Genomic DNA, 20,776 nt, shown 5'->3' with positions numbered 1-20,776 from the left:
GATCTCCAGCGGGTAACAGACAGATGGCCGGAGGTCGTCCGGCACAAGGTGTCGCCGGCGGGGTCGCCGGCTCGATCCGAGAGCCAGGCGTGGCCGGCATTGCCGAGGGGAAGGGCGGCGCTCAGTCGGTGGTAGCCGGGTGAGTCGCCGCCTGGCGCATTCGACGGCGCAGGGCGGTCGCCAGGCCGAAGACGTGGTCGTCTTCGCCTCCCATGGCATGCAGGGCGTCTGCCAGGTGCAGCAGGTAGTCGCTGTTGGGGCCGCTGGGGCCATGGGCGTGGGCGATCTGCTCGGCAATGCTGTCATCGGAGGCATCACCGAGATAGGCCGGGTTGGCATCACCGGCGATGTAGACCAGCCCCTCGGCGGTCCTGGCGGTGGTCAGGCCGTCATCGTCGAGTGGGTCATCGACATCAGGCTGATCGTTGTCGGCGAGATCGTTGTCCAGAAAATGCAGCGTGACACGCTCACGCAGATAGCCGTTCTTTTCACGCAGGTCCAGGGGGGCCAACACCTCCGGCCCGATCAGGTAGGCCATGCCCAGACACCGCGAGCCCGGCTGGTGGATCAGCGTCGCGACGCGACCAGGAGCCTCAGGAGTGCCGCGATGATCGTGGGAGCCCTGCCAGAACCGGCGGGCGTAGCCTTCGATCAGCGCTGGACGACGTGCGCGATAGGCGAAGTCCGCCTTCCAGATCAGCGAGCCGTAGCCGAACAGCCAGATCGCCTCGCGAGAGCCGAAATGGTCCTGGCGTCGATTGGCTTCCCGGGTGTCCGCGCTGACAGGCATTGGCCGGTTGGAAGGGGAGTCCTGCGGGTGCATCGAAGATCCTTGTCGAATGAAGTCAGACGGACTGGTGGTGCTCGAGTCGATACCGCCACGCCGTCACTGCGCCGGGCAACCGGTTTGTCAGTACAGGAGGCGCGGGTATGATGGTGAGCGCCACGCAAGAAGCCACGAGGGCCAGGTTCCTTAGACCGCCAATAGGCAAATTATCAGCTCCGAAGGCCAGGATGAAGTCCGAATGTCCTGGTCCCTCTTTCGGGTGACGGCCGGTGGCGGCGTCCTGGCACTCCGACAATGATTCATGCAAGACCGAGAACAAGGAAATGAGGCCATGAGTTTTACCGTCTATCTGTCCGGTGAGATCCATACCGACTGGCGTGAAGAGATCAAGCAGGGAGCCAGAGACGCCGGGCTCGACGTGGTGTTCACCCAGGCGGTGACCAACCATGATGCCAGCGACGCCGCCGGAGACATGCTGGGCGTGCCGGAAAGTGGCTTCTGGCGGGATCACCAGTCTTCCAGGGTCAACGCCATCCGGACCCGGACCCTGATCGAGCAGAGCGATCTGGTGGTGGTGCGCTTCGGTGACAAGTACAAGCAGTGGAACGCGGCCTTCGACGCCGGCTACTGCTCGGCTCTCGGCAAGCCCTATGTGACGCTGCACGGCGAGGACATCGTACATCCGCTCAAGGAGGTCGATGCCGACGCCCAGGCCTGGGCCACGACCACCGACCAGGTGGTAGAGATCCTGCGCTACGTGCTGCGGGACTGATGTCGGCGCTGCCTCGAGCCTCGCACGATGGCATCCACTGGCGAGGGTGGGCACTGCCATTGCCCAAGCCCTTGGCTTCAGCGATAACGCTCGGGGCAGTAACGACATGGCCCGGGATCCTGAAGGAGGATCCCGGGCCATGTTTCAGGGGCCTTGGCCCCTGGCTGGACGTCCCGTCTGGTGACGGCAGAGGTCGACAGCGCTGTATCAGGCGTTCTGGTCGATGAACTGGGTCAGCTGGGACTTCGACTGGGCACCTACCAGGGATGCCACCTTGGCACCTGACTTGAACAGCATCACGGTGGGGACGCCACGTACGCCCTGCTCGGCGGCGATTTCCGGGGCATCATCGACGTTGATGCTGACGACCTTGAGGGCGCCGTCACGCTCCTCGGCGACTTCATCGACCACCGGTGCCATGACCTTGCAGGGGCCACACCAGGGAGCCCAGAACTTCAGCAATACCGGGGAGTCGGCCTGCAGAACTTCCTGCTCGAAGTTGGCATTGGTGACATCGACATTGTTAGCCATGTGTTTCTCCATCTACGTTGCGCTTCATCGAGCGGAATGTGGGACATGTCTGCCATGTCCGGTGGGACGATGGTAGCGGTCGGCCCATACGCTGGCAAATATTGGGTCGATAGTTTCTTAGTCAGCTTACGAATCGCTGCATCTCATCTCATTATGCTATAAAGTAATCACAAAGGTGGTTTTTTATGGCGCTTTGGCATGTTGTCATGCCCGAGGTCCAGTGCTTGAACCCGGGCAAGGACGCTGTCACGCCGCCAACGCGATGGCTCCAGTCTAGTCCGCTTCCGCGACCACCGTGCCAATCCGTCGACTTCGGACGAGGTAAGCCCCGGCCATGAAATTACAGCAGCTGCGCTATATCTGGGAGGTTTCCCGCCACAACCTGAATGTGTCGGCTACCGCTCAGAGTCTTTTTACCTCTCAGCCAGGCATATCCAAGCAGATTCGTCTGCTGGAAGACGAGCTTGGCGTAGAGATCTTCGCGCGCAGCGGCAAGCACCTGACTCGCGTGACACCCGCAGGGGAGGCGATCATCGAGCTGGCAGGCCAGGTGCTCAGGCTGACCGCCAACATCAAGGATGTGGCCCAGGAACACAGCGACGAGCGGCGGGGGAGCCTGTCCATCGCCACCACCCATACCCAGGCGCGCTACTGCCTGCCGCCGGTGATCCAGAACTTTACCCAGCGCTACCCGGATGTCGCTCTGCATATGCAGCAGGGGACGCCCAAGCAGATCGCCCAGATGGTCAGCGAGGGACAGGCCGACTTCGCCATCGCCACCGAGTCGCTGGAACTGTTCAACGACCTGGTGTTGCTGCCGTGTTATCGCTGGAACCGCTGCATCCTGGTGCCGCGGGATCACCCCCTGGCCGAGGTCGAGCGTCTGGGACTCGACGAACTGGCCAAGCACCCGCTGGTGACCTACGTGTTCGGTTTCACCGGACGCTCGCAGCTCGACGACGCCTTCCGTGCCCGTGGACTCTCTCCCAATGTGGTGTTGACCGCCGCCGACGCCGATGTGATCAAGACCTATGTGCGTCTGGGGCTGGGGGTCGGCATCGTGGCGCACATGGCGGTGGACGAGGTGCTCGATGAGGATCTGGTAGCGCTGGACGCCAGCCATCTGTTCGAGAGCTCCACGACCAAGATCGGTATCCGCCGCGGCACCTTCATGCGCGGCTACATGTATGACTTCCTGCAGCAGTTTGCCGACCATCTGGACCGTGATCTGGTCGACGCTGCCCTGGCAGCGGGACCGCGCCATGAACACGCGCTGTTCGAGAAGATCAGCCTGCCGGTGCGCTGACCGCGGCGAGGTGGCGTCAGGCGAGCTTCACTGACGTCGCCATGAACGGCGTCGTCATGAACCGAAAGGCCCCGGACTCAAGCGAGTCCGGGGCCTTTGCGATCTTGTGAGGCTGTGCAGCCAGATACCTCACAACGTCAGCTGGTGGCCGCCTGGGGCAGGTTGAGGGCATGTAGCCCGCATTCCTTGCCACCCTGGTCTTCCCACCACCAGCGACCCTCGCGCTCGTGCTGGCCGGGCAGAATGGGGCGGGTGCAGGGGGCGCAGCCGATACTGACGTAGCCCTTTTCGTGCAGGGCGTTGTAGGGCACATCGAAGGAACGAATGTAGTTCCACACGTCTTCGCTGGTCCAGTGGGTCAGCGGGTTGATCTTGTAGAGGGGTTGATCGTCACTGCCGAAGGCGGTGTCGCGCTCGGCGATCTGCAGCTTCGAACGGGTGCCCGGGCTCTGGTCCCGACGCTGGCCGGTGACCCACACCGGCAGGCCTGCCAGGCGCTGGCGCAGCGGCGCTACCTTGCGAATGCCGCAGCACTCGTGGTGGCCGTCCTGATAGAAGCTGAACAATCCCTTCTCGCTGGTCAGCGCCTGCACTGCCTGCTGATCGGGGAAGCGAATATCGAGCTCGATATCATAGTGATTGCGGACTCGTTCGAAGAACTCGTAGGTCTCGGCGTGCAGACGCCCGGTGTCCAGGCTGAACACCTTGACCTTGTCCTTGGGCGCGACCTTGAGCGCCAGGTCGACGAGCACCACGTCCTCGGCGCCGGAGAATGACACGGTCAGTTCGCCGAAGGCCTCGTAGGCGGCTTTCAGGATATTCTTGGGTGTCGCCTGGTCATTGGCCAGGACGAACGCATTGGGGTCAAAGGACGTCACGGCGACCTCCACTGGGGGTTTTGCCGATACCCTACCAAAACCCGCCGCCATCGCCCCAATATCGATTGGTTCGGTTCTTATATAGCGTTTATCGATTAGCGGTAAGGTTTCTTATTACTATTTGGCAGGTGTGCCCAGGGCGGCCATCAGATGGCGAATCTTGTCCTGGGTTTCTTTATGGTAGGTCGGCCTGTTCCTGTCTAGCGCGAGTCAGTCGCAGTGCCCAGGGCGGCCATTAGATGGCGAATCTTGTCCTGGGTTTCTGTGTACTCGGCCTGTTCCCGAGAATCCGCCACCAGGCCACCACCGCCCCAGATGTGCAGTCGGCCGGCATCGGCGACCAGGGTACGGATGGCGATGGACGTATCCATATGGCCACGCACATCGACGTAGCCGAGGCTACCGCAGTAGGCGCTGCGTCGATCCGGCTCCAGTTCGTCGATGATCTGCATGGCGCGAATCTTGGGGGCGCCGGTGATCGAGCCACCGGGGAAGGCCGCTTCCAGCAGCTTGAGCGGTGGCGTCTCGGCGGGTAGGCGTCCCTTCACCACGCTCACCAGATGGTGAACATTGGCGTAGCTTTCCAGTCCGCACAGTTGGGGGACCTTCACCGTGCCGGGCTGACACACGCGACCCAGATCATTGCGCAGAAGGTCCACGATCATCACGTTCTCGGCACGATCCTTGATGCTCGAGGACAGCTCCTGTGCCAGGGCTGCATCCTCCTGCTCATTGGCTCCCCGCGGCCGCGTGCCCTTGATCGGACGCGTCTCCACCTCGCCCTGGCGGCTTTCAACGAAGCGTTCGGGCGACAGCGACAGCAGCGCCTGTTCGCGCCCTGCGCACTGCCACGCCATGAAGCCGGCGAAGGGGGTCGGCGTCGCGTCACGCAGGCGGAGATAGGCCTGCCACAGGTCTCCCCGGTAATCCGCCGAATACCGTTGAGCCAGATTGATCTGGTAGCAGTCTCCGGCACGGATATAGTCCTGCACCTTGGCAAAGCGATCGCGGTAGCCCGCTTCGCTCAGGTTGGAGGTGAAGGCGGAGCTCAGCGAAAAGTCGCCGGCAGGTGTCGCTGTCGCCAGCCAGGTCTGTACCTGCTGGCGCCGTTCGGGGGAGGCGACGAGAAGGCAGCGGCGCTCCTGGTGGTCCTGAATCAGCGCCCAGTCATACAGGCCGAGCCGGGCCTGAGGCAGGGCGGTGGCGGTCTGTGAAGGCCCTTCGATTCCCGCCAGTTGCCGGCCCAGGTCGTAGCTCCAGTAGCCGATCAGCCCGCCGACGAAGGGAAGATCAAGCGGCTGGCGTGGACGGGGCAGGCGTTCGAGCAGGCGCTGCTGGGCGTCGAAGGCGGAACCCTCGAGGGCCCTGCCGCTCGAGTCTCTGGGCAGACCATGCTGATCGACTTCCAGCCATTCGATGGGGTCGCTCGAGAGGATATCGAATCGTCCGCCGGGGGCCTGGGGCCGGCCGCTGTCCAACAGCACCGCCCCGGGCCTCGAGCGCAGAGCCTCGAAATAGCGCAGGGGGGTCGCGTGGTAGGGCAGGGAGGTGGTCTGGAGCTCGGCGTTCATTCGGGGCCTCGGGCGTTGCAGGCGGCATATTCTACGGGCAACGACAGGGCTTGTCGTTGTGGAAGGATGGCGCGAGTCAACGCTGCATTGTCGACAGGACAAGGAAGATGGATGGCATTGTCTACAACCAATGGTTAAGGTTATGAGCCTGATCAGGCCATTGACCCGCGCCTTGGCGTATCTTACATTTCCGTTATCCCAACATTGTCGACAATGATCCCATGACCAGCGCCGAATACGAGACCCCCGCCACCCCCGAAGTCAGAACCCTCGCCGAGCGGGTCTTTCATCAATTGCAGGACGCCATCGTCCGGGGAGAACTGGCGCCGGGCAGCAAGATCACCGAGCCGGGACTGTCCAAGGCCTACGGTATTTCTCGTGGGCCGCTGCGCGAGGCCATGCGACGACTCGAGGCTCACCGGCTGATCGAACGGGTACCCCATGTGGGTGCCAGGGTGGTCAAGCTGTCGATGAAGGAGCTGATGGAGCTGTTCGACGTGCGCGAGGCGCTGGAAAGCATGGCCGCCAGGATCGCCGCCGAGCATATGACCGCCAGCGAGATCGCCGGCCTCCGAGAAGTGCTGGCAGTGCACGAGAAGCAGGCTGATCTGGCCAGCGGTGAGGCCTACTATCAGCGCGAGGGCGATCTGGACTTCCACTATCGTATCGTGGTGGGCAGCCACAATCGCATGCTGATGGCCCTCTTGTGCGACGACCTCTATTACCTGGTCCGGATGTACCGCACCCAGTTCAGCGCCAGCGGTGCACGTCCGCAGAAGGCCTTCGTCGAGCACCACCGTATCGTCGACGCCATCGAGGCGGGTGACGCCGAGCTGGCGGAGCTGCTGATGCGTCGCCACGTCAGCGCTTCCCGCGAGAACGTGATGGCGCGCTACGCCGCCTCGCTGGAGGGGCGCGACGAACCCCAGGTGGTCGCCGGCAACGGCCTGGTGACCTGATCTTACTTTCCCCTGACTGGAGCCCCCCATGACATCCTCGTCCACTTCGACCCCTGGTGCCCGCTTTCGTGCGGCGCTCAACGCCAATAGCCCGCTGCCCATCGTCGGCACCATCAACGCCTACACCGCGATGCTGGCCGAGCGGGTCGGGCATCAGGCGATCTATCTGTCCGGCGGTGGCGTTGCCAATGCTTCCTTCGGGTTGCCGGACCTGGGCATGACCACCATGAACGATGTGGTGGAAGACGCCCATCGCATCTGCGGGGCCAGTGACCTTCCGTTGTTGGTGGACATCGATACCGGCTGGGGGGGCGCTTTCAATATCGGGCGTACGGTCAAGGAGATGCAGCGGGCCGGGGTCGCTGCCGTGCACCTGGAAGACCAGGTGGCGCAGAAGCGCTGTGGCCATCGCCCGAACAAGGCCATCGTGTCCCAGCAGGAGATGGTGGATCGGGTCAAGGCTGCTGCCGACGCGCGCATCGATCCGGAGTTCTACCTGATCGCCCGTACCGATGCCTTCCAGAAGGAAGGACTCGACGCGGCCATCGACCGTGCCAACGCCTGCATCGAGGCCGGTGCCGATGCGATCTTCGCCGAGGCGGTGCACACCCTCGACGACTATCGCGCCTTCTGCGAGCGGGTGGATGCCCCGATCCTGGCCAACATCACCGAATTCGGTGCCACCCCGCTGTTCAGTCAGCAGGAACTGGCCGAGGTGGGGTGCAGTATGGTGCTCTACCCGCTGTCGGCGTTCCGCGCCATGAACGCTGCCGCGCTCAAGGTCTACCAGAGCATTCACGACAACGGACACCAGCGCGACGTGGTCGACACCATGCAGACCCGCGACGAACTCTACGACGTGCTGGGCTACCACGACTTCGAGCGCAAGCTCGACGCGCTGTTCGACGAGGGCAAGGACTGAGAGACCCTCGGGCGTCCAGCACGCCTTTCATGCCTTTTTTATAACAACGACCAATGACGAAAATGGAGATACGCCATGGCTGATAAACCGATTGGAGGAGCCGGTCTGCGGGGACAGAGCGCCGGTGCGACCGCACTGTGCACCGTGGGCCAGAGTGGCTCGGGCCTGACCTATCGCGGCTACGACATCAAGGAACTGGCGGACAAGGCCCGCTTCGAGGAGGTGGCCTACCTGCTGCTCAAGGGCAAGTTGCCCAACCAGAGCGAGCTGGATGCCTACATCACCAAGTTGAAGGGCCTGCGCGGTCTGCCCGAGGCGCTCAAGACGGTACTCGAGCAGATCCCGGCGGACGCCCACCCGATGGACGTGATGCGTACCGGTGCTTCGATGCTCGGCAACCTGGAAACCGAGGCCGACTTCAGCCAGCAGCAGGACGTCTCCGATCGCCTGTTGGCGGCGCTGCCCTCGATCATCTGCTACTGGTACCGCTTCAGCCATGATGGCGTGCGCATCGACACCGAGACCGACGACGAGTCGGTGGGCGGGCACTTCCTGCACCTGCTGCGTGACGAGCCGGCCTCCGAGCTGCATGCCAGGGTGATGAACGTCTCGCTGATCCTCTACGCCGAGCACGAGTTCAACGCCTCGACCTTTACCGCTCGTGTCTGTGCATCGACGCTGTCTGACATGCATTCCTGCGTCACCGGGGCCATCGGCTCCCTGCGTGGCCCGCTGCATGGCGGCGCCAACGAGGCGGCGATGGCGATGATCGAGAACTGGCAGAGCGCCGAAGAAGCCGAACGCGAAACCCTCGGCATGCTCGAGCGCAAGGAAAAGATCATGGGCTTCGGACATGCCATCTACCGCGAGTCCGACCCGCGCAACGCCATCATCAAGCACTGGTCGAAGAAGCTCGCCGACGACGTGGGCGACACGCGCCTGTACCCGGTGTCCGAGCGGGTCGAAGCGGTGATGTGGCGCGAGAAGAAGCTGTTCTGCAACGCCGACTTCTTCCACGCCAGCGCCTATCACTTCATGGATATCCCGACCAAGCTGTTCACCCCGATTTTCGTGTGTTCTCGGGTGACTGGCTGGTGCGCCCACGTGTTCGAGCAGCGCGAGAACAACCGCATCATCCGCCCCAGCGCCGACTACACCGGCCCGGCCCACAGCGAATGGGTACCCATCGAAGAGCGTGACTGAGTCCGGGGCTCTCCTGAACGTATCTTGAAGATATCCCGAGGCTCGAGCGGCGGGGCGCGCGCATGGTCATGGTTGTGGTCATGGTCATGCGCAGGCACAAGTGGCTCCGCCGCCTTCCTACCATATTCGCGCCGCGAGGGCCGTGCCCTCGGGCGCCCGAGACCGTGACGCCCATGAACACCGACTATCGCAAGCCCCTGCCGGGGACCGACCTTGACTACTTCGATACCCGGGAGGCGGTGGACGCCATCTCTCCCGGCGCCTACGACCGACTGCCCTACACCTCCCGGGTGCTGGCCGAGAACCTGGTGCGCCGCTGTCCGCCGGAGGATCTCACGGCGGCGCTGTCCCAGATCATCGAGCGCAAGCGCGAACTCGACTTTCCCTGGTTCCCTGCGCGGGTGGTGTGCCACGACATCCTCGGGCAGACGGCGCTGGTCGACCTGGCCGGCCTGCGTGACGCCATCGCCGAGAAGGGGGGGGATCCGGCCAAGGTCAATCCGGTGGTGCCGACCCAGCTGATTGTCGACCATTCGCTGGCGGTGGAGCACCCGGGATTCGAGGAGGGCGCCTTTGACAAGAACCGCGCCATCGAGGATCGGCGCAACGAGGACCGCTTCCACTTCATCAACTGGACCCGCGAAGCCTTCGAGAACGTCGACGTGATCCCCCCCGGCAACGGCATCATGCACCAGATCAACCTGGAGAAGATGTCGCCGGTGATCCAGGCCCGTGACGGCGTTGCCTTCCCCGACACCCTGGTGGGCACCGACAGCCACACGCCCCACGTGGACGCCCTCGGCGTGATCGCCGTCGGGGTGGGCGGGCTCGAGGCCGAAAGCGTGATGCTGGGGCGTGCCTCCTACATGCGACTGCCTGACATCGTCGGGGTGGAGCTCAGCGGCAAGCCCCAGCCTGGCATCACCGCCACCGATATCGTGCTGGCGCTGACCGAATACCTGCGCAGCGAACGGGTGGTGTCGAGCTATCTCGAGTTCTTCGGTGAAGGCGCGGGGCACCTGACACTGGGTGATCGTGCCACCATCTCCAACATGACGCCGGAGTATGGCGCCACCGCCGCGATGTTCTACATCGACGATCAGACCCTCGACTACCTCAAGCTGACCGGGCGCGAGCCGGAGCAGATCGAACTGGTGGAGACCTACGCCAAGGCCGCCGGCCTGTGGGCCGACAGCCTCGTCAACGCCGACTACGAAAGGGTGTTGCACTTCGACCTGTCCAAGGTGGAGCGCACCCTGGCGGGGCCTTCGAGTCCGCACAACCGGGTCTCTACGCGGGAGCTTGCCAGTCGCGGTATCGCCGCTCCTTACGAGCAGAAGGACGGCGAGATGCCCGATGGCGCGGTGATCATCGCCGCCATCACCAGCTGTACCAATACCTCCAATCCGCGCAACGTCATCGCCGCGGGGCTTCTGGCCAAGCGCGCCAACGAGCTGGGCCTGACCCGCAAGCCCTGGGTCAAGACCTCGCTGGCGCCGGGGTCCAAGGCGGTGCAGCTGTATCTGGAGGAGTCGAACCTGCTCGGTGAGCTCGAGCAGCTCGGCTTCGGCATCGTCGGTTTCGCCTGCACCACCTGCAACGGCATGAGTGGTGCGCTCGATCCGGTGATCCAGAAGGAGGTGGTCGAGCGTGATCTCTACGCCACCGCCGTGCTGTCGGGTAACCGCAACTTCGATGGGCGTATCCACCCCTACGCCAAGCAGGCGTTTCTGGCCTCTCCGCCGCTGGTGGTGGCCTACGCCATCGCCGGCAGCGTGCGCTTCGATATCGAGAAGGACGCCCTGGGCGAAGACGCCGAGGGCAACCCGATCACCCTGAAGGATCTTTGGCCGGCGGATGACGAGATCGATGCGATCATCGCCGAGAGCGTCAAGCCGGAGCACTTCCGCGACGTCTACATCCCGATGTTCGACACCACCTTCGACAGGTCGAAGGACATCAGCCCGCTGTACGACTGGCGCGAGATGAGCACCTATATCCGGCGTCCGCCGTACTGGGAGGGTGCGCTGGCCGCCGAGCGCTCGCTGACCGGGCTGCGCGCCCTGGCGGTGCTGGGGGACAACATCACCACCGACCACCTGTCGCCGTCCAATGCCATCCTGCCGACCAGCGCGGCGGGGGAGTACCTGGCCAAGATGGGCCTGCCGGAGGAGGACTTCAATTCCTACGCCACCCATCGAGGTGATCACCTGACCGCCCAGCGGGCGACCTTCGCCAACCCCAAGCTGATCAACGAAATGGCGGTGGTCGACGGTGAGGTCAAGCAGGGCTCACTGGCTCGCCTCGAGCCCGAGGGCGAGGTCATGCGCATGTGGGAGGCCATCGAGACCTACATGGCGCGCAAGCAGCCGCTGATCGTGATCGCCGGGGCCGACTATGGTCAGGGTTCCTCCCGTGACTGGGCTGCCAAGGGGGTGCGCCTGGCCGGTGTCGAAGTCATCGTGGCCGAGGGCTTTGAGCGCATCCACCGCACCAACCTGATCGGCATGGGGGTACTGCCGTTGCAGTTCGAGGAGGGGACCACGCGCAAGACCCTCGGCATCGACGGCAGCGAGACCTTCGATGTCCGCGGCGACATCCAGCCGGGGGCCAGCCTGACCCTGGTGATCAAGCGGCGTGACGGGGAAAGCCTCGAGGTGCCGGTGACCTGTCGTCTCGACACCTTCGAGGAGCTGTCGATCTACGAAGCCGGTGGCGTGCTGCAGCGTTTCGCCCAGGACTTCCTCGAATCGGAGGTGGCGTGATGGCCGCTTTTGCTCCGCAGCTCCGCATTCCCGCCATCTACATGCGTGGCGGCACCAGCAAGGGTACTTTCCTGCGCAAGGACGACCTGCCCGAGGCCGCGCGTGAGCCCGGCCCCGTGCGCGACGCCCTGCTGATGCGTCTGGTCGGTAGCCCCGATCCCTACGCCAAGCACACCGACGGCATGGGTGGCGCCACCTCCAGCACCAGTAAGGTGGTCATCGTCAGCGCCAGCGAGTCGCCGGATCACGATGTCGACTACCTGTTCGGGCAGGTGGCCATCGACAAGGCCTTTGTCGACTGGAGCGGTAACTGCGGCAACCTGTCCTCGGCGGTCGGTCCCTTCGCCATCGAGAGCGGACTGATCCCGCCTGAGCGAATTCCTGCCGACGGCGAGGTGGAGGTACGCATCTGGCAGGCCAACATCGAAAAGACCATCGTCGCCCGAGTGCCGATACAGGACGGTCAGGTGCAGGAAAGCGGTGACTTCGAGCTTGACGGCGTGGCCTTCCCCGCCGCCGAGATCGGCCTGGCCTTCAAGGACCCCGCCGACGGCGAAGGGCGGATGTTCCCGACAGGCCAGGTGATGGATGAACTCGAGGTTCCTGAGGAGGTGGTGGCCGGAGGTCGCGTTCAGGCAACACTGATCAATGCCGGTATTCCGACCATCTTCGTCAGCGCGGCCGACCTTGGCTATGACGGCACCGAGCTTCAGGACGATATCAATTCAGACCCCGCCACCCTCGATCGGCTCGAGACGCTACGGGCCCACGGCGCGCTGAAGATGGGGCTGATCTCGAGACTCGAGGAGGCCGCGAACCGTCAGCACACGCCGAAGCTGGCCTTCGTCGCCTCGCCTCGGGGCTACCGGGCGTCCAGCGGCAAGCAGATCGACGAAGGCGATATCGATCTGCTGGTGCGGGCCATGTCCATGGGCAAACTGCATCACGCCATGATGGGCACCGCGGCCGTGGCCATCGGAGTGGCCGCCGCGGTGCCGGGGACCCTGGTCAGCCAGGCCGCCGGCGGCGACGAGGGGCGCAGTTCGGTGGTCTTCGGTCATCCCTCCGGCACCCTGCGGGTCGGGGCGCGAGCTGAACAGCTGGACGGGGAATGGACCGCCACGGAGGCGACCATGAGCCGCAGTGCCCGCATTCTGATGGAGGGCAAGGTCAGGGTGCCGGCGGACGTCCTCGATTCATAACGCTCTCGACCGATGAAGCCCGCCAGTGTCGATACTGGCGCCAGTGGCGCACCACGACGATACTGACAACGGACCTTTTGCATTAGCGCCGCCGCCAGGCGGCGCTGTCGTTCTCCCCCATTCTCGAACCTCTCGCCATCCGCCCACGCTGGTCCTCGGACTCCCGGCCCCTGCCCTGATACAGGCACAGGCTCAGGCACTGGCTCAGGTGCAGGCACGCCGGCAGCGGGCGATAGCGCTCACTGGAAGGAGGCAGACATGAGCACCGTCGAATCCAATGTTCGTCCCGACTACGACGACGAACTCAAGGCCATCGCCGACTATGCGCTGGACGCCGTCATCGATAGTGACGAGGCCTTCGATACGGCGCGCCACTGCCTGATGGATACCTTGGGCTGTGGCCTGCTGGCATTGCGCTTCCCAGAATGCACCAAGCATCTAGGGCCGCTGGTGGAAGGCACCCAGGTGCCATGTGGCTCGCGGGTGCCTGGCACGTCCTATCGACTGGACCCGATCAAGGCGGCCTTCGATATCGGAGCCATGGTGCGCTGGCTGGACTACAACGATACCTGGCTCGCGGCGGAGTGGGGGCACCCGTCGGACAATCTGGGCGGTATCCTGGCGGTGGCCGACCATCTCTCACAGTGCCGCGTGGCCAGGGGCGAAGCCCCGTTGGTCATGCACGAGGTGCTCGATGCGATGATACGGGCACACGAGATACAGGGCGTGCTGGCGCTGGAGAACTCGTTCAATCGTGTCGGACTGGACCACGTGTTACTGGTCAAGGTGGCGTCCACTGCCGCTATCGCCAGGCTGCGCGGCGCCAGTCGTGAGCAGACGCTGTCGGCGCTATCCCATGCCTTCGTCGACGGTCAGAGCCTGCGCACCTACCGCCATGCTCCCAATGCCGGTTCGCGCAAGAGCTGGGCCGCCGGTGACGCCACCTCGCGGTCGGCGCGTCTGGTGGACATCGCGATGCGCGGGGAAATGGGCATACCCGGCGTCCTGAGCGCTCCCCAGTGGGGCTTCTGTGATGTCTCCTTCAGTCACTCCAATCGTGATCTCTCGCTGAAGCCCGAGGACACCCGGCGTCTACGTCTGCCTCAGTCGTTTGGCAGCTACGTGATGGAGAACATCCTGTTCAAGCTTTCCTTCCCCGCAGAGTTTCATGCCCAGACGGCCTGCGAGGCGGCGGTCACCCTGCACCCCGAGGTCAAGGGGCGGCTGGATGAGATCGAGCGCATCGAGCTGACTACCCATGAGTCGGCAATACGCATCATCTCCAAGGAAGGGGCGCTGGCCAACCCGGCAGATCGAGACCACTGCCTGCAGTACATGGTGGCGGTACCGCTGATGCTGGGTGAGCTTCAGGCCGAGCACTACGAGGATGACTTTCATCAGGCTCATCCGGAGATCGATGAGCTGCGGGCAAGGATGGTGGTCGTCGAGGACGAGGGCTATACACGGGACTATCTGGACCCGGACAAGCGATCGATCGCCAACGCGGTCAGGGTGGTGTTCACCGATGGTAGTGCGACCGACAAGGTGGAGGTGGCATATCCCATTGGTCATCGCCGTCGTCGCGAAGAGGGCATGGCGGTGCTCGAGGCCAAGTGTCGACGCCACCTGGCCACCCGATTCGCCCCCGGACGTTGCGACGAGATCATGACGCTGTATCAGGACGCCGAGCGCCTGGCGGCGACGCCGGTTCATCGCTTTGTCGATCTGCTGGTGCTGTAGAGACCAACGAGGGGAGGGCGGTGGCTTGGGCAGCGTGGGCAGCGCTGTCCCCGGGCGTACCCATGGGCCTGCAAAATCCGTCGCCGGGCAGGCTTAGCCTTTGGTCGAAATTTTTTTACACGAAGTGCTTGCCAAGGCCGGCCCCGATCCGTAAAGTACGCATCCGCTGCCGACGACGAGCAAACGTCACAGGCGGTGAAGAGTGGTAAAAGTGGTTGTTTTGAAAAGGCTTTTTGAAGTCTTCGAAAAATTCTCCACTTGACGGGCAACGAGAAATCGGTAAAATACTCGCCACTCGATCGGAGTCGCCAGGACGGCATCGCAGGATGCGCGTCAGGCTCGCTTCGCTTTCTCTTGGGTTCTGCAGGCGTCGCTTGCACGGCGAAAAAAGAAAGCCTTGACGAAGCGCTTCGATTCTGTAGAATACGCCTTCCTCGAAGGGCGCTGTGACAAGCCTTAGGGCTGTGGCGCAGCAAAGCGAGGCGCTCTTCCGGCCGGGTGCCGCAAGAGCAGCTCTTTAAGCTCTCTATAGAGCCCAGAGCACGCTCTTTAATAATTTGATCAGGTAATTCATGTGGGCGCTTGCCGATGAGTCAGTGACACTGTCACTGAAATATCAAGGCAAGCGACTCGTCAAACGAGACGTTTGAACCTTGAGCCAAGTTTGGTCCGCTTAACGGACTATCAGACTTTAAACTGAAGAGTTTGATCATGGCTCAGATTGAACGCTGGCGGCAGGCCTAACACATGCAAGTCGAGCGGAAACGATCCTAGCTTGCTAGGAGGCGTCGAGCGGCGGACGGGTGAGTAATGCATAGGAATCTGCCCGGTAGTGGGGGATAACCTGGGGAAACCCAGGCTAATACCGCATACGCCCTACGGGGGAAAGCAGGGGATCTTCGGACCTTGCGCTATCGGATGAGCCTATGTCGGATTAGCTAGTTGGTGAGGTAACGGCTCACCAAGGCTGCGATCCGTAGCTGGTCTGAGAGGATGATCAGCCACATCGGGACTGAGACACGGCCCGAACTCCTACGGGAGGCAGCAGTGGGGAATATTGGACAATGGGCGAAAGCCTGATCCAGCCATGCCGCGTGTGTGAAGAAGGCCTTCGGGTTGTAAAGCACTTTCAGTGAGGAAGAAAGCCTTGAGGTTAATACCCTCGAGGGAGGACATCACTCACAGAAGAAGCACCGGCTAACTCCGTGCCAGCAGCCGCGGTAATACGGAGGGTGCGAGCGTTAATCGGAATTACTGGGCGTAAAGCGCGCGTAGGCGGCTTGATAAGCCGGTTGTGAAAGCCCCGGGCTCAACCTGGGAACGGCATCCGGAACTGTCAGGCTAGAGTGCAGGAGAGGAAGGTAGAATTCCCGGTGTAGCGGTGAAATGCGTAGAGATCGGGAGGAATACCAGTGGCGAAGGCGGCCTTCTGGACTGACACTGACGCTGAGGTGCGAAAGCGTGGGTAGCAAACAGGATTAGATACCCTGGTAGTCCACGCCGTAAACGATGTCGACTAGCCGTTGGGCTCCTTGAGAGCTTTGTGGCGCAGTTAACGCGATAAGTCGACCGCCTGGGGAGTACGGCCGCAAGGTTAAAACTCAAATGAATTGACGGGGGCCCGCACAAGCGGTGGAGCATGTGGTTTAATTCGATGCAACGCGAAGAACCTTACCTACCCTTGACATCGAGAGAACTTTCCAGAGATGGATTGGTGCCTTCGGGAGCTCTCAGACAGGTGCTGCATGGCTGTCGTCAGCTCGTGTTGTGAAATGTTGGGTTAAGTCCCGTAACGAGCGCAACCCTTGTCCCTATTTGCCAGCGATTCGGTCGGGAACTCTAGGGAGACTGCCGGTGACAAACCGGAGGAAGGTGGGGACGACGTCAAGTCATCATGGCCCTTACGGGTAGGGCTACACACGTGCTACAATGGCCGGTACAATGGGTTGCGAATCCGCGAGGTGGAGCTAATCCCATAAAGCCGGTCTCAGTCCGGATCGGAGTCTGCAACTCGACTCCGTGAAGTCGGAATCGCTAGTAATCGTGAATCAGAATGTCACGGTGAATACGTTCCCGGGCCTTGTACACACCGCCCGTCACACCATGGGAGTGGACTGCACCAGAAGTGGTTAGCCTAACTTCGGAGGGCGATCACCACGGTGTGGTTCATGACTGGGGTGAAGTCGTAACAAGGTAGCCGTAGGGGAACCTGCGGCTGGATCACCTCCTTAAACGACACGTCATCTGACTGTCGGTAAGTGCTCACAATGAATTACCTGATCGATAGAGCGGTTAACGGAACTTTAAGTTGGACGTTTGTGCTTCATTAGCAAGCTACAAGCCGCCAGCTTAGAGTTTTGTGCTCTAATGCTCTTTAACAATGTATATCATGCTGACAAAGTAAGATACGTTTCAAGCGTATCCGGCAATTGTCGTGACATCATCGATTGACAGACCCTTTGGGGTTATATGGTCAAGCGATGAAGCGCATACGGTGGATGCCTAGGCAGTCAGAGGCGATGAAAGACGTGGAAGCCTGCGATAAGGTTCGGCGAGGTGGCAAACGACCTGCGACCCGGACATCTCTGAATGGGGAAACCCACCCAAGGTAACTTGGGTATCTCATGTTGAATATATAGACATGAGAGGCGAACCGGGGGAACTGAAACATCTAAGTACCCCGAGGAAAAGAAATCAACCGAGATTCCCCTAGTAGCGGCGAGCGAACGGGGACCAGCCCTTAAGCAACACAACTGGTAGGTGAACAGACTGGGAAGTCTGGCCATAGTGGGTGATAGCCCCGTAACCGAAACCTGAGTGTTGTGAAATCGAGTAGGTCGAGGCACGTGAAACCTTGACTGAAGACGGGGGGACCATCCTCCAAGGCTAAATACTCCTGACTGACCGATAGTGAACCAGTACCGTGAGGGAAAGGCGAAAAGAACCCCGGAGAGGGGAGTGAAATAGATCCTGAAACCGTATGCGTACAAGCAGTGGGAGCCAACTTGTTTGGTGACCGCGTACCTTTTGTATAATGGGTCAGCGACTTATTTTCAGTGGCGAGCTTAACCGTATAGGGGAGGCGTAGAGAAATCGAGTCTTAACTGGGCGACCAGTCGCTGGAAATAGACCCGAAACCGGGCGATCTATCCATGAGCAGGTTGAAGGTTGAGTAACATCAACTGGAGGACCGAACCAGGATCTGTTGAAAAAGATTTGGATGACTTGTGGATCGGAGTGAAAGGCTAATCAAGCCCGGAGATAGCTGGTTCTCCTCGAAAGCTATTTAGGTAGCGCCTCACGTATCACCGCCGGGGGTAGAGCACTGTTTCGGCTAGGGGGTCATCCCGACTTACCAACCCGAGGCAAACTCCGAATACCGGTGAGTGCAAGCGTGGGAGACACACAGCGGGTGCTAACGTCCGTTGTGAAAAGGGAAACAACCCAGACCGTCAGCTAAGGTCCCGAAATCCTGGTTAAGTGGGAAACGATGTGGGAAGGCTTAGACAGCTAGGAGGTTGGCTTAGAAGCAGCCATCCTTTAAAGAAAGCGTAATAGCTCACTAGTCGAGTCGGCCTGCGCGGAAGATGTAACGGGGCTCAAACCAGGTACCGAAGCTACGGGTGTGTTCGCATCACTTAAGGTGATTCGATAGTGTCAGTTCGCTGCCATCGCGAAGCGATGGCAAAGCGCTTCCCGAACGTTGAGTCGGGCAGGGCAAGGTGAACGGCCTGAGTCATTTTAAGGATGCGAACACGCGGTAGAGGAGCGTCGTGTAAGCCGATGAAGGTGTGTTGAGAAGCATGCTGGAGGTATCACGAGTGCGAATGCTGACATGAGTAACGACAAGGGGAGTGAAAAACTCCCCCGCCGGAAGACCAAGGGTTTCTGTTCGACGCTAATCGGAGCAGAGTGAGTCGGCCCCTAAGGCGAGGCCGAAAGGCGTAGTCGATGGGAAACGGGTCAATATTCCCGTACCTCACAGTATTGCGATGGGGGGACGAAGAAGGCTAGGTGAGCCAGGCGTTGGTTGTCCTGGTGAAAGCCGGTAGGCTGAGGATTCAGGTAAATCCGGATCCTCAAGGCCGAGAGGCGAGACGAACTGACTACGGTCAGGAAGTCATCGATGCCACGCTTCCAGGAAAAGCCTCTAAGCTTCAGATACTGTGAGACCGTACCCCAAACCGACACAGGTGGTCAGGTAGAGAATACCAAGGCGCTTGAGAGAACTCGGGTGAAGGAACTAGGCAAAATGGTGCCGTAACTTCGGGAGAAGGCACGCCGCATTAGGGTGAAGGTCCTCGCGACCGGAGCCTGACGCGGTCGAAGATACCAGGTGGCTGCAACTGTTTATTAAAAACACAGCACTCTGCAAACGCGCAAGCGGACGTATAGGGTGTGACGCCTGCCCGGTGCCGGAAGGTTAAGTGATGGTGTTAGCTCACGCGAAGCTCCTGATCGAAGCCCCGGTAAACGGCGGCCGTAACTATAACGGTCCTAAGGTAGCGAAATTCCTTGTCGGGTAAGTTCCGACCTGCACGAATGGCGTAATGATGGCCACGCTGTCTCCACCCGAGACTCAGTGAAATTGAAATCGCAGTGAAGATGCTGTGTACCCGCGGCTAGACGGAAAGACCCCGTGAACCTTTACTACAGCTTCACACTGGACGCTGATGTTGCTTGTGTAGGATAGCTGGGAGGCTTTGAAACCCTGTCGCCAGATGGGGTGGAGCCAACCTTGAAATACCAGCCTGGCATCATTGGCGTTCTAACTCAGGACCGTAATCCGGTTCGAGGACCGTGTGTGGTGGGTAGTTTGACTGGGGCGGTCTCCTCCCAAAGAGTAACGGAGGAGCACGAAGGTACCCTCAGCACGGTTGGAAATCGTGCAGTGAGTGCAAGAGCATAAGGGTGCTTAACTGCGAGACAGACACGTCGAGCAGATACGAAAGTAGGTTCTAGTGATCCGGTGGTTCTGTATGGAAGGGCCATCGCTCAACGGATAAAAGGTACTCCGGGGATAACAGGCTGATACCGCCCAAGAGTTCACATCGACGGCGGTGTTTGGCACCTCGATGTCGGCTCATCACATCCTGGGGCTGAAGTCGGTCCCAAGGGTATGGCTGTTCGCCATTTAAAGTGGTACGCGAGCTGGGTTTAGAACGTCGTGAGACAGTTCGGTCCCTATCTGCCGTGGGCGTTGGAGATTTGAGAAGCGCTGCTCCTAGTACGAGAGGACCGGAGTGGACGTACCTCTGGTGTTCCGGTTGTCACGCCAGTGGCATTGCCGGGTAGCTATGTACGGACGGGATAACCGCTGAAAGCATCTAAGCGGGAAGCCCCCTTCAAGATGAGATCTCCCTGAGGCCTTGAGCCTCCTAAAGGACCCAGCAAGACCAGCTGGTTGATAGGCCGGGTGTGGAAGCGCTGCAAGGCGTTGAGCTAACCGGTACTAATGGTCCGTGAGGCTTGACCATATAACACCCAAAGGGTTTTGGTCGATGATGTCTCGAATTAATTGACGGATACGATGAAACGTATCGTCAGCATGATATACATTGCCTTTTTCCGCCTGACGACCATAGCGAGTGGGAACCACCTGATCCCTTGCCGAACTCAGAAGTGAAACCGCTCAGCGCCGATGGTAGTGTGGGGTCTCCCCATGCGAGAGTAGGTCATCGTCAGGCATTTATTCAGAAGAAGCCCAATTCCGAGAGGAGTTGGGCTTTTTCGTACGCATGGGGAAGACCCCTCTCTTTATATGTGGGGCCGCACTGCGTGCGGTCCGGCCGCTCGCAAGCTCGCGTCGTTCGTCCCCCCTTGCGGCGTTGCCGCAAAAGCTCGGGGTGACTCACCCCCATGCGAGAGATAAGCTGCCTTGTTTCTAGTACAACTCCGGATACCGGAATTTTCCACAAGGTTAGGCTCGCTTTCTATAGGCGGGCGCGGGACGATAACCCCTTCGGCGCGGTCCGGCCTGGCTCTGCTCAAGGGCGGGCTCGCGTCGTTCGTCACCCCTTGCAGCTTCGCTGCAGTTCTTCTGAAGAGCTTCGGGGTGACTCACCCCCATGCGAGGGCGCTAGTGTTTGTGTGACGCCCTGAGGTCGTATACCCCTCCAGTGGCATGCTGGCATGACCGG

The 20,776-nt window shown here is 61.2% G+C and carries 12 protein-coding genes and 3 rRNA genes; 11 read left to right on the top strand and 4 right to left on the bottom strand.

Translation table 11 applies throughout. The annotated features are described in order from the left end of the window. Positions 1 to 121 precede the first annotated feature (121 nt). Positions 122 to 823, bottom strand: coding sequence for a gamma-glutamylcyclotransferase (locus NFH98_RS14320; protein WP_502878749.1), 702 nt, complete (start codon positions 821 to 823; stop codon positions 122 to 124). A 295-nt stretch (positions 824 to 1,118) separates the two neighbouring features. Between NFH98_RS14320 and NFH98_RS14315 the strand changes: the two genes are divergently transcribed. Then, on the top strand, positions 1,119 to 1,559 hold the full coding sequence (locus NFH98_RS14315; protein ID WP_213231200.1) for a YtoQ family protein: 441 nt from the start codon (positions 1,119 to 1,121) through the stop codon (positions 1,557 to 1,559). 207 nt (positions 1,560 to 1,766) lie between these two features. On the opposite strand, the gene trxA is transcribed toward NFH98_RS14315, so the two are convergent. Continuing rightward, a complete protein-coding gene (trxA, locus tag NFH98_RS14310) occupies positions 1,767 to 2,090 on the bottom strand; it encodes a thioredoxin (RefSeq protein WP_045993776.1) in 324 nt (107 codons plus the stop codon). 334 nt (positions 2,091 to 2,424) lie between these two features. On the opposite strand from trxA, the gene cysB reads away from it, so the two are divergent. Then, a complete protein-coding gene (gene cysB, locus NFH98_RS14305) occupies positions 2,425 to 3,396 on the top strand; it encodes an HTH-type transcriptional regulator CysB (protein ID WP_045993775.1) in 972 nt (323 codons plus the stop codon). Between the two features lie 137 nt (positions 3,397 to 3,533). On the opposite strand, the gene NFH98_RS14300 is transcribed toward cysB, so the two are convergent. Together NFH98_RS14300 and pabB are read right to left on the bottom strand one after the other, a co-directional pair. Continuing rightward, complete coding sequence (locus NFH98_RS14300) at positions 3,534 to 4,274, bottom strand: phosphoadenylyl-sulfate reductase (RefSeq protein WP_231498732.1); 741 nt, start codon at positions 4,272 to 4,274, stop codon at positions 3,534 to 3,536. A gap of 200 nt (positions 4,275 to 4,474) precedes the next feature. Further along, positions 4,475 to 5,845, bottom strand: a complete 1,371-nt coding sequence (gene pabB / locus NFH98_RS14295; RefSeq protein ID WP_348826855.1) for an aminodeoxychorismate synthase component I — start codon at positions 5,843 to 5,845, stop codon at positions 4,475 to 4,477. Positions 5,846 to 6,066: 221 nt separating this feature from the next. Between pabB and NFH98_RS14290 the strand changes: the two genes are divergently transcribed. The 9 genes from NFH98_RS14290 to rrf all read left to right on the top strand — a co-directional run bounded on the left by NFH98_RS14290 (position 6,067) and on the right by rrf (position 20,323). Beyond that, entirely contained in the window at positions 6,067 to 6,804 is a 738-nt protein-coding gene (locus tag NFH98_RS14290) for a GntR family transcriptional regulator (RefSeq protein ID WP_045993772.1), read from the top strand. Between the two features lie 28 nt (positions 6,805 to 6,832). Next, positions 6,833 to 7,726: a methylisocitrate lyase gene (gene prpB / locus NFH98_RS14285; protein WP_045993771.1), complete on the top strand. Its 894-nt coding sequence runs from the start codon at positions 6,833 to 6,835 to the stop codon at positions 7,724 to 7,726. 75 nt (positions 7,727 to 7,801) lie between these two features. Continuing rightward, on the top strand, positions 7,802 to 8,929 hold the full coding sequence (prpC, locus tag NFH98_RS14280) for a bifunctional 2-methylcitrate synthase/citrate synthase (RefSeq protein WP_213231206.1): 1,128 nt from the start codon (positions 7,802 to 7,804) through the stop codon (positions 8,927 to 8,929). A 173-nt stretch (positions 8,930 to 9,102) separates the two neighbouring features. Then, positions 9,103 to 11,694: a Fe/S-dependent 2-methylisocitrate dehydratase AcnD gene (gene acnD / locus NFH98_RS14275; RefSeq protein WP_348826853.1), complete on the top strand. Its 2,592-nt coding sequence runs from the start codon at positions 9,103 to 9,105 to the stop codon at positions 11,692 to 11,694. Then, entirely contained in the window at positions 11,694 to 12,896 is a 1,203-nt protein-coding gene (prpF, locus tag NFH98_RS14270; protein WP_348826852.1) for a 2-methylaconitate cis-trans isomerase PrpF, read from the top strand. The genes acnD and prpF overlap by 1 nt, the downstream gene beginning before the upstream one ends. Positions 12,897 to 13,154: 258 nt before the next feature. After that, positions 13,155 to 14,636 carry a bifunctional 2-methylcitrate dehydratase/aconitate hydratase gene (locus NFH98_RS14265; RefSeq protein WP_108133817.1) on the top strand — a complete coding sequence of 494 codons (1,482 nt, stop codon included), beginning with the start codon at positions 13,155 to 13,157 and terminating at the stop codon, positions 14,634 to 14,636. A gap of 693 nt (positions 14,637 to 15,329) precedes the next feature. Next, positions 15,330 to 16,867 (top strand): 16S ribosomal RNA (locus NFH98_RS14260). A gap of 240 nt (positions 16,868 to 17,107) precedes the next feature. After that, positions 17,108 to 20,113: ribosomal RNA gene (locus tag NFH98_RS14255) — 23S ribosomal RNA — on the top strand. Between the two features lie 94 nt (positions 20,114 to 20,207). Then, a 5S ribosomal RNA gene (gene rrf, locus NFH98_RS14250) occupies positions 20,208 to 20,323 on the top strand. Together the 16S, 23S and 5S rRNA genes form the textbook arrangement of a ribosomal RNA operon. Positions 20,324 to 20,776 lie beyond the last annotated feature (453 nt).

The sequence above is a fragment of the Halomonas sp. H33-56 genome (assembly GCF_040147035.1).
GTDB lineage: Bacteria > Pseudomonadota > Gammaproteobacteria > Pseudomonadales > Halomonadaceae > Halomonas > Halomonas litopenaei.
This window is presented reverse-complemented; position numbering and strand designations above follow the sequence as displayed.

What these genes read in the sequence shown, in the direction of transcription:
- NFH98_RS14320 (WP_502878749.1), bottom strand. Translation starts at nt 823, where the DNA reads ATGCACCCGCAGGACTCCCCTTCCAACCGGCCAATGCCTGTCAGCGCG.
- NFH98_RS14315 (WP_213231200.1), top strand. Translation starts at nt 1,119, where the DNA reads ATGAGTTTTACCGTCTATCTGTCCGGTGAGATCCATACCGACTGGCGT.
- trxA (WP_045993776.1), bottom strand. Translation starts at nt 2,090, where the DNA reads ATGGCTAACAATGTCGATGTCACCAATGCCAACTTCGAGCAGGAAGTT.
- cysB (WP_045993775.1), top strand. Translation starts at nt 2,425, where the DNA reads ATGAAATTACAGCAGCTGCGCTATATCTGGGAGGTTTCCCGCCACAAC.
- pabB (WP_348826855.1), bottom strand. Translation starts at nt 5,845, where the DNA reads ATGAACGCCGAGCTCCAGACCACCTCCCTGCCCTACCACGCGACCCCC.
- NFH98_RS14290 (WP_045993772.1), top strand. Translation starts at nt 6,067, where the DNA reads ATGACCAGCGCCGAATACGAGACCCCCGCCACCCCCGAAGTCAGAACC.
- prpB (WP_045993771.1), top strand. Translation starts at nt 6,833, where the DNA reads ATGACATCCTCGTCCACTTCGACCCCTGGTGCCCGCTTTCGTGCGGCG.
- prpC (WP_213231206.1), top strand. Translation starts at nt 7,802, where the DNA reads ATGGCTGATAAACCGATTGGAGGAGCCGGTCTGCGGGGACAGAGCGCC.
- acnD (WP_348826853.1), top strand. Translation starts at nt 9,103, where the DNA reads ATGAACACCGACTATCGCAAGCCCCTGCCGGGGACCGACCTTGACTAC.
- prpF (WP_348826852.1), top strand. Translation starts at nt 11,694, where the DNA reads ATGGCCGCTTTTGCTCCGCAGCTCCGCATTCCCGCCATCTACATGCGT.
- NFH98_RS14265 (WP_108133817.1), top strand. Translation starts at nt 13,155, where the DNA reads ATGAGCACCGTCGAATCCAATGTTCGTCCCGACTACGACGACGAACTC.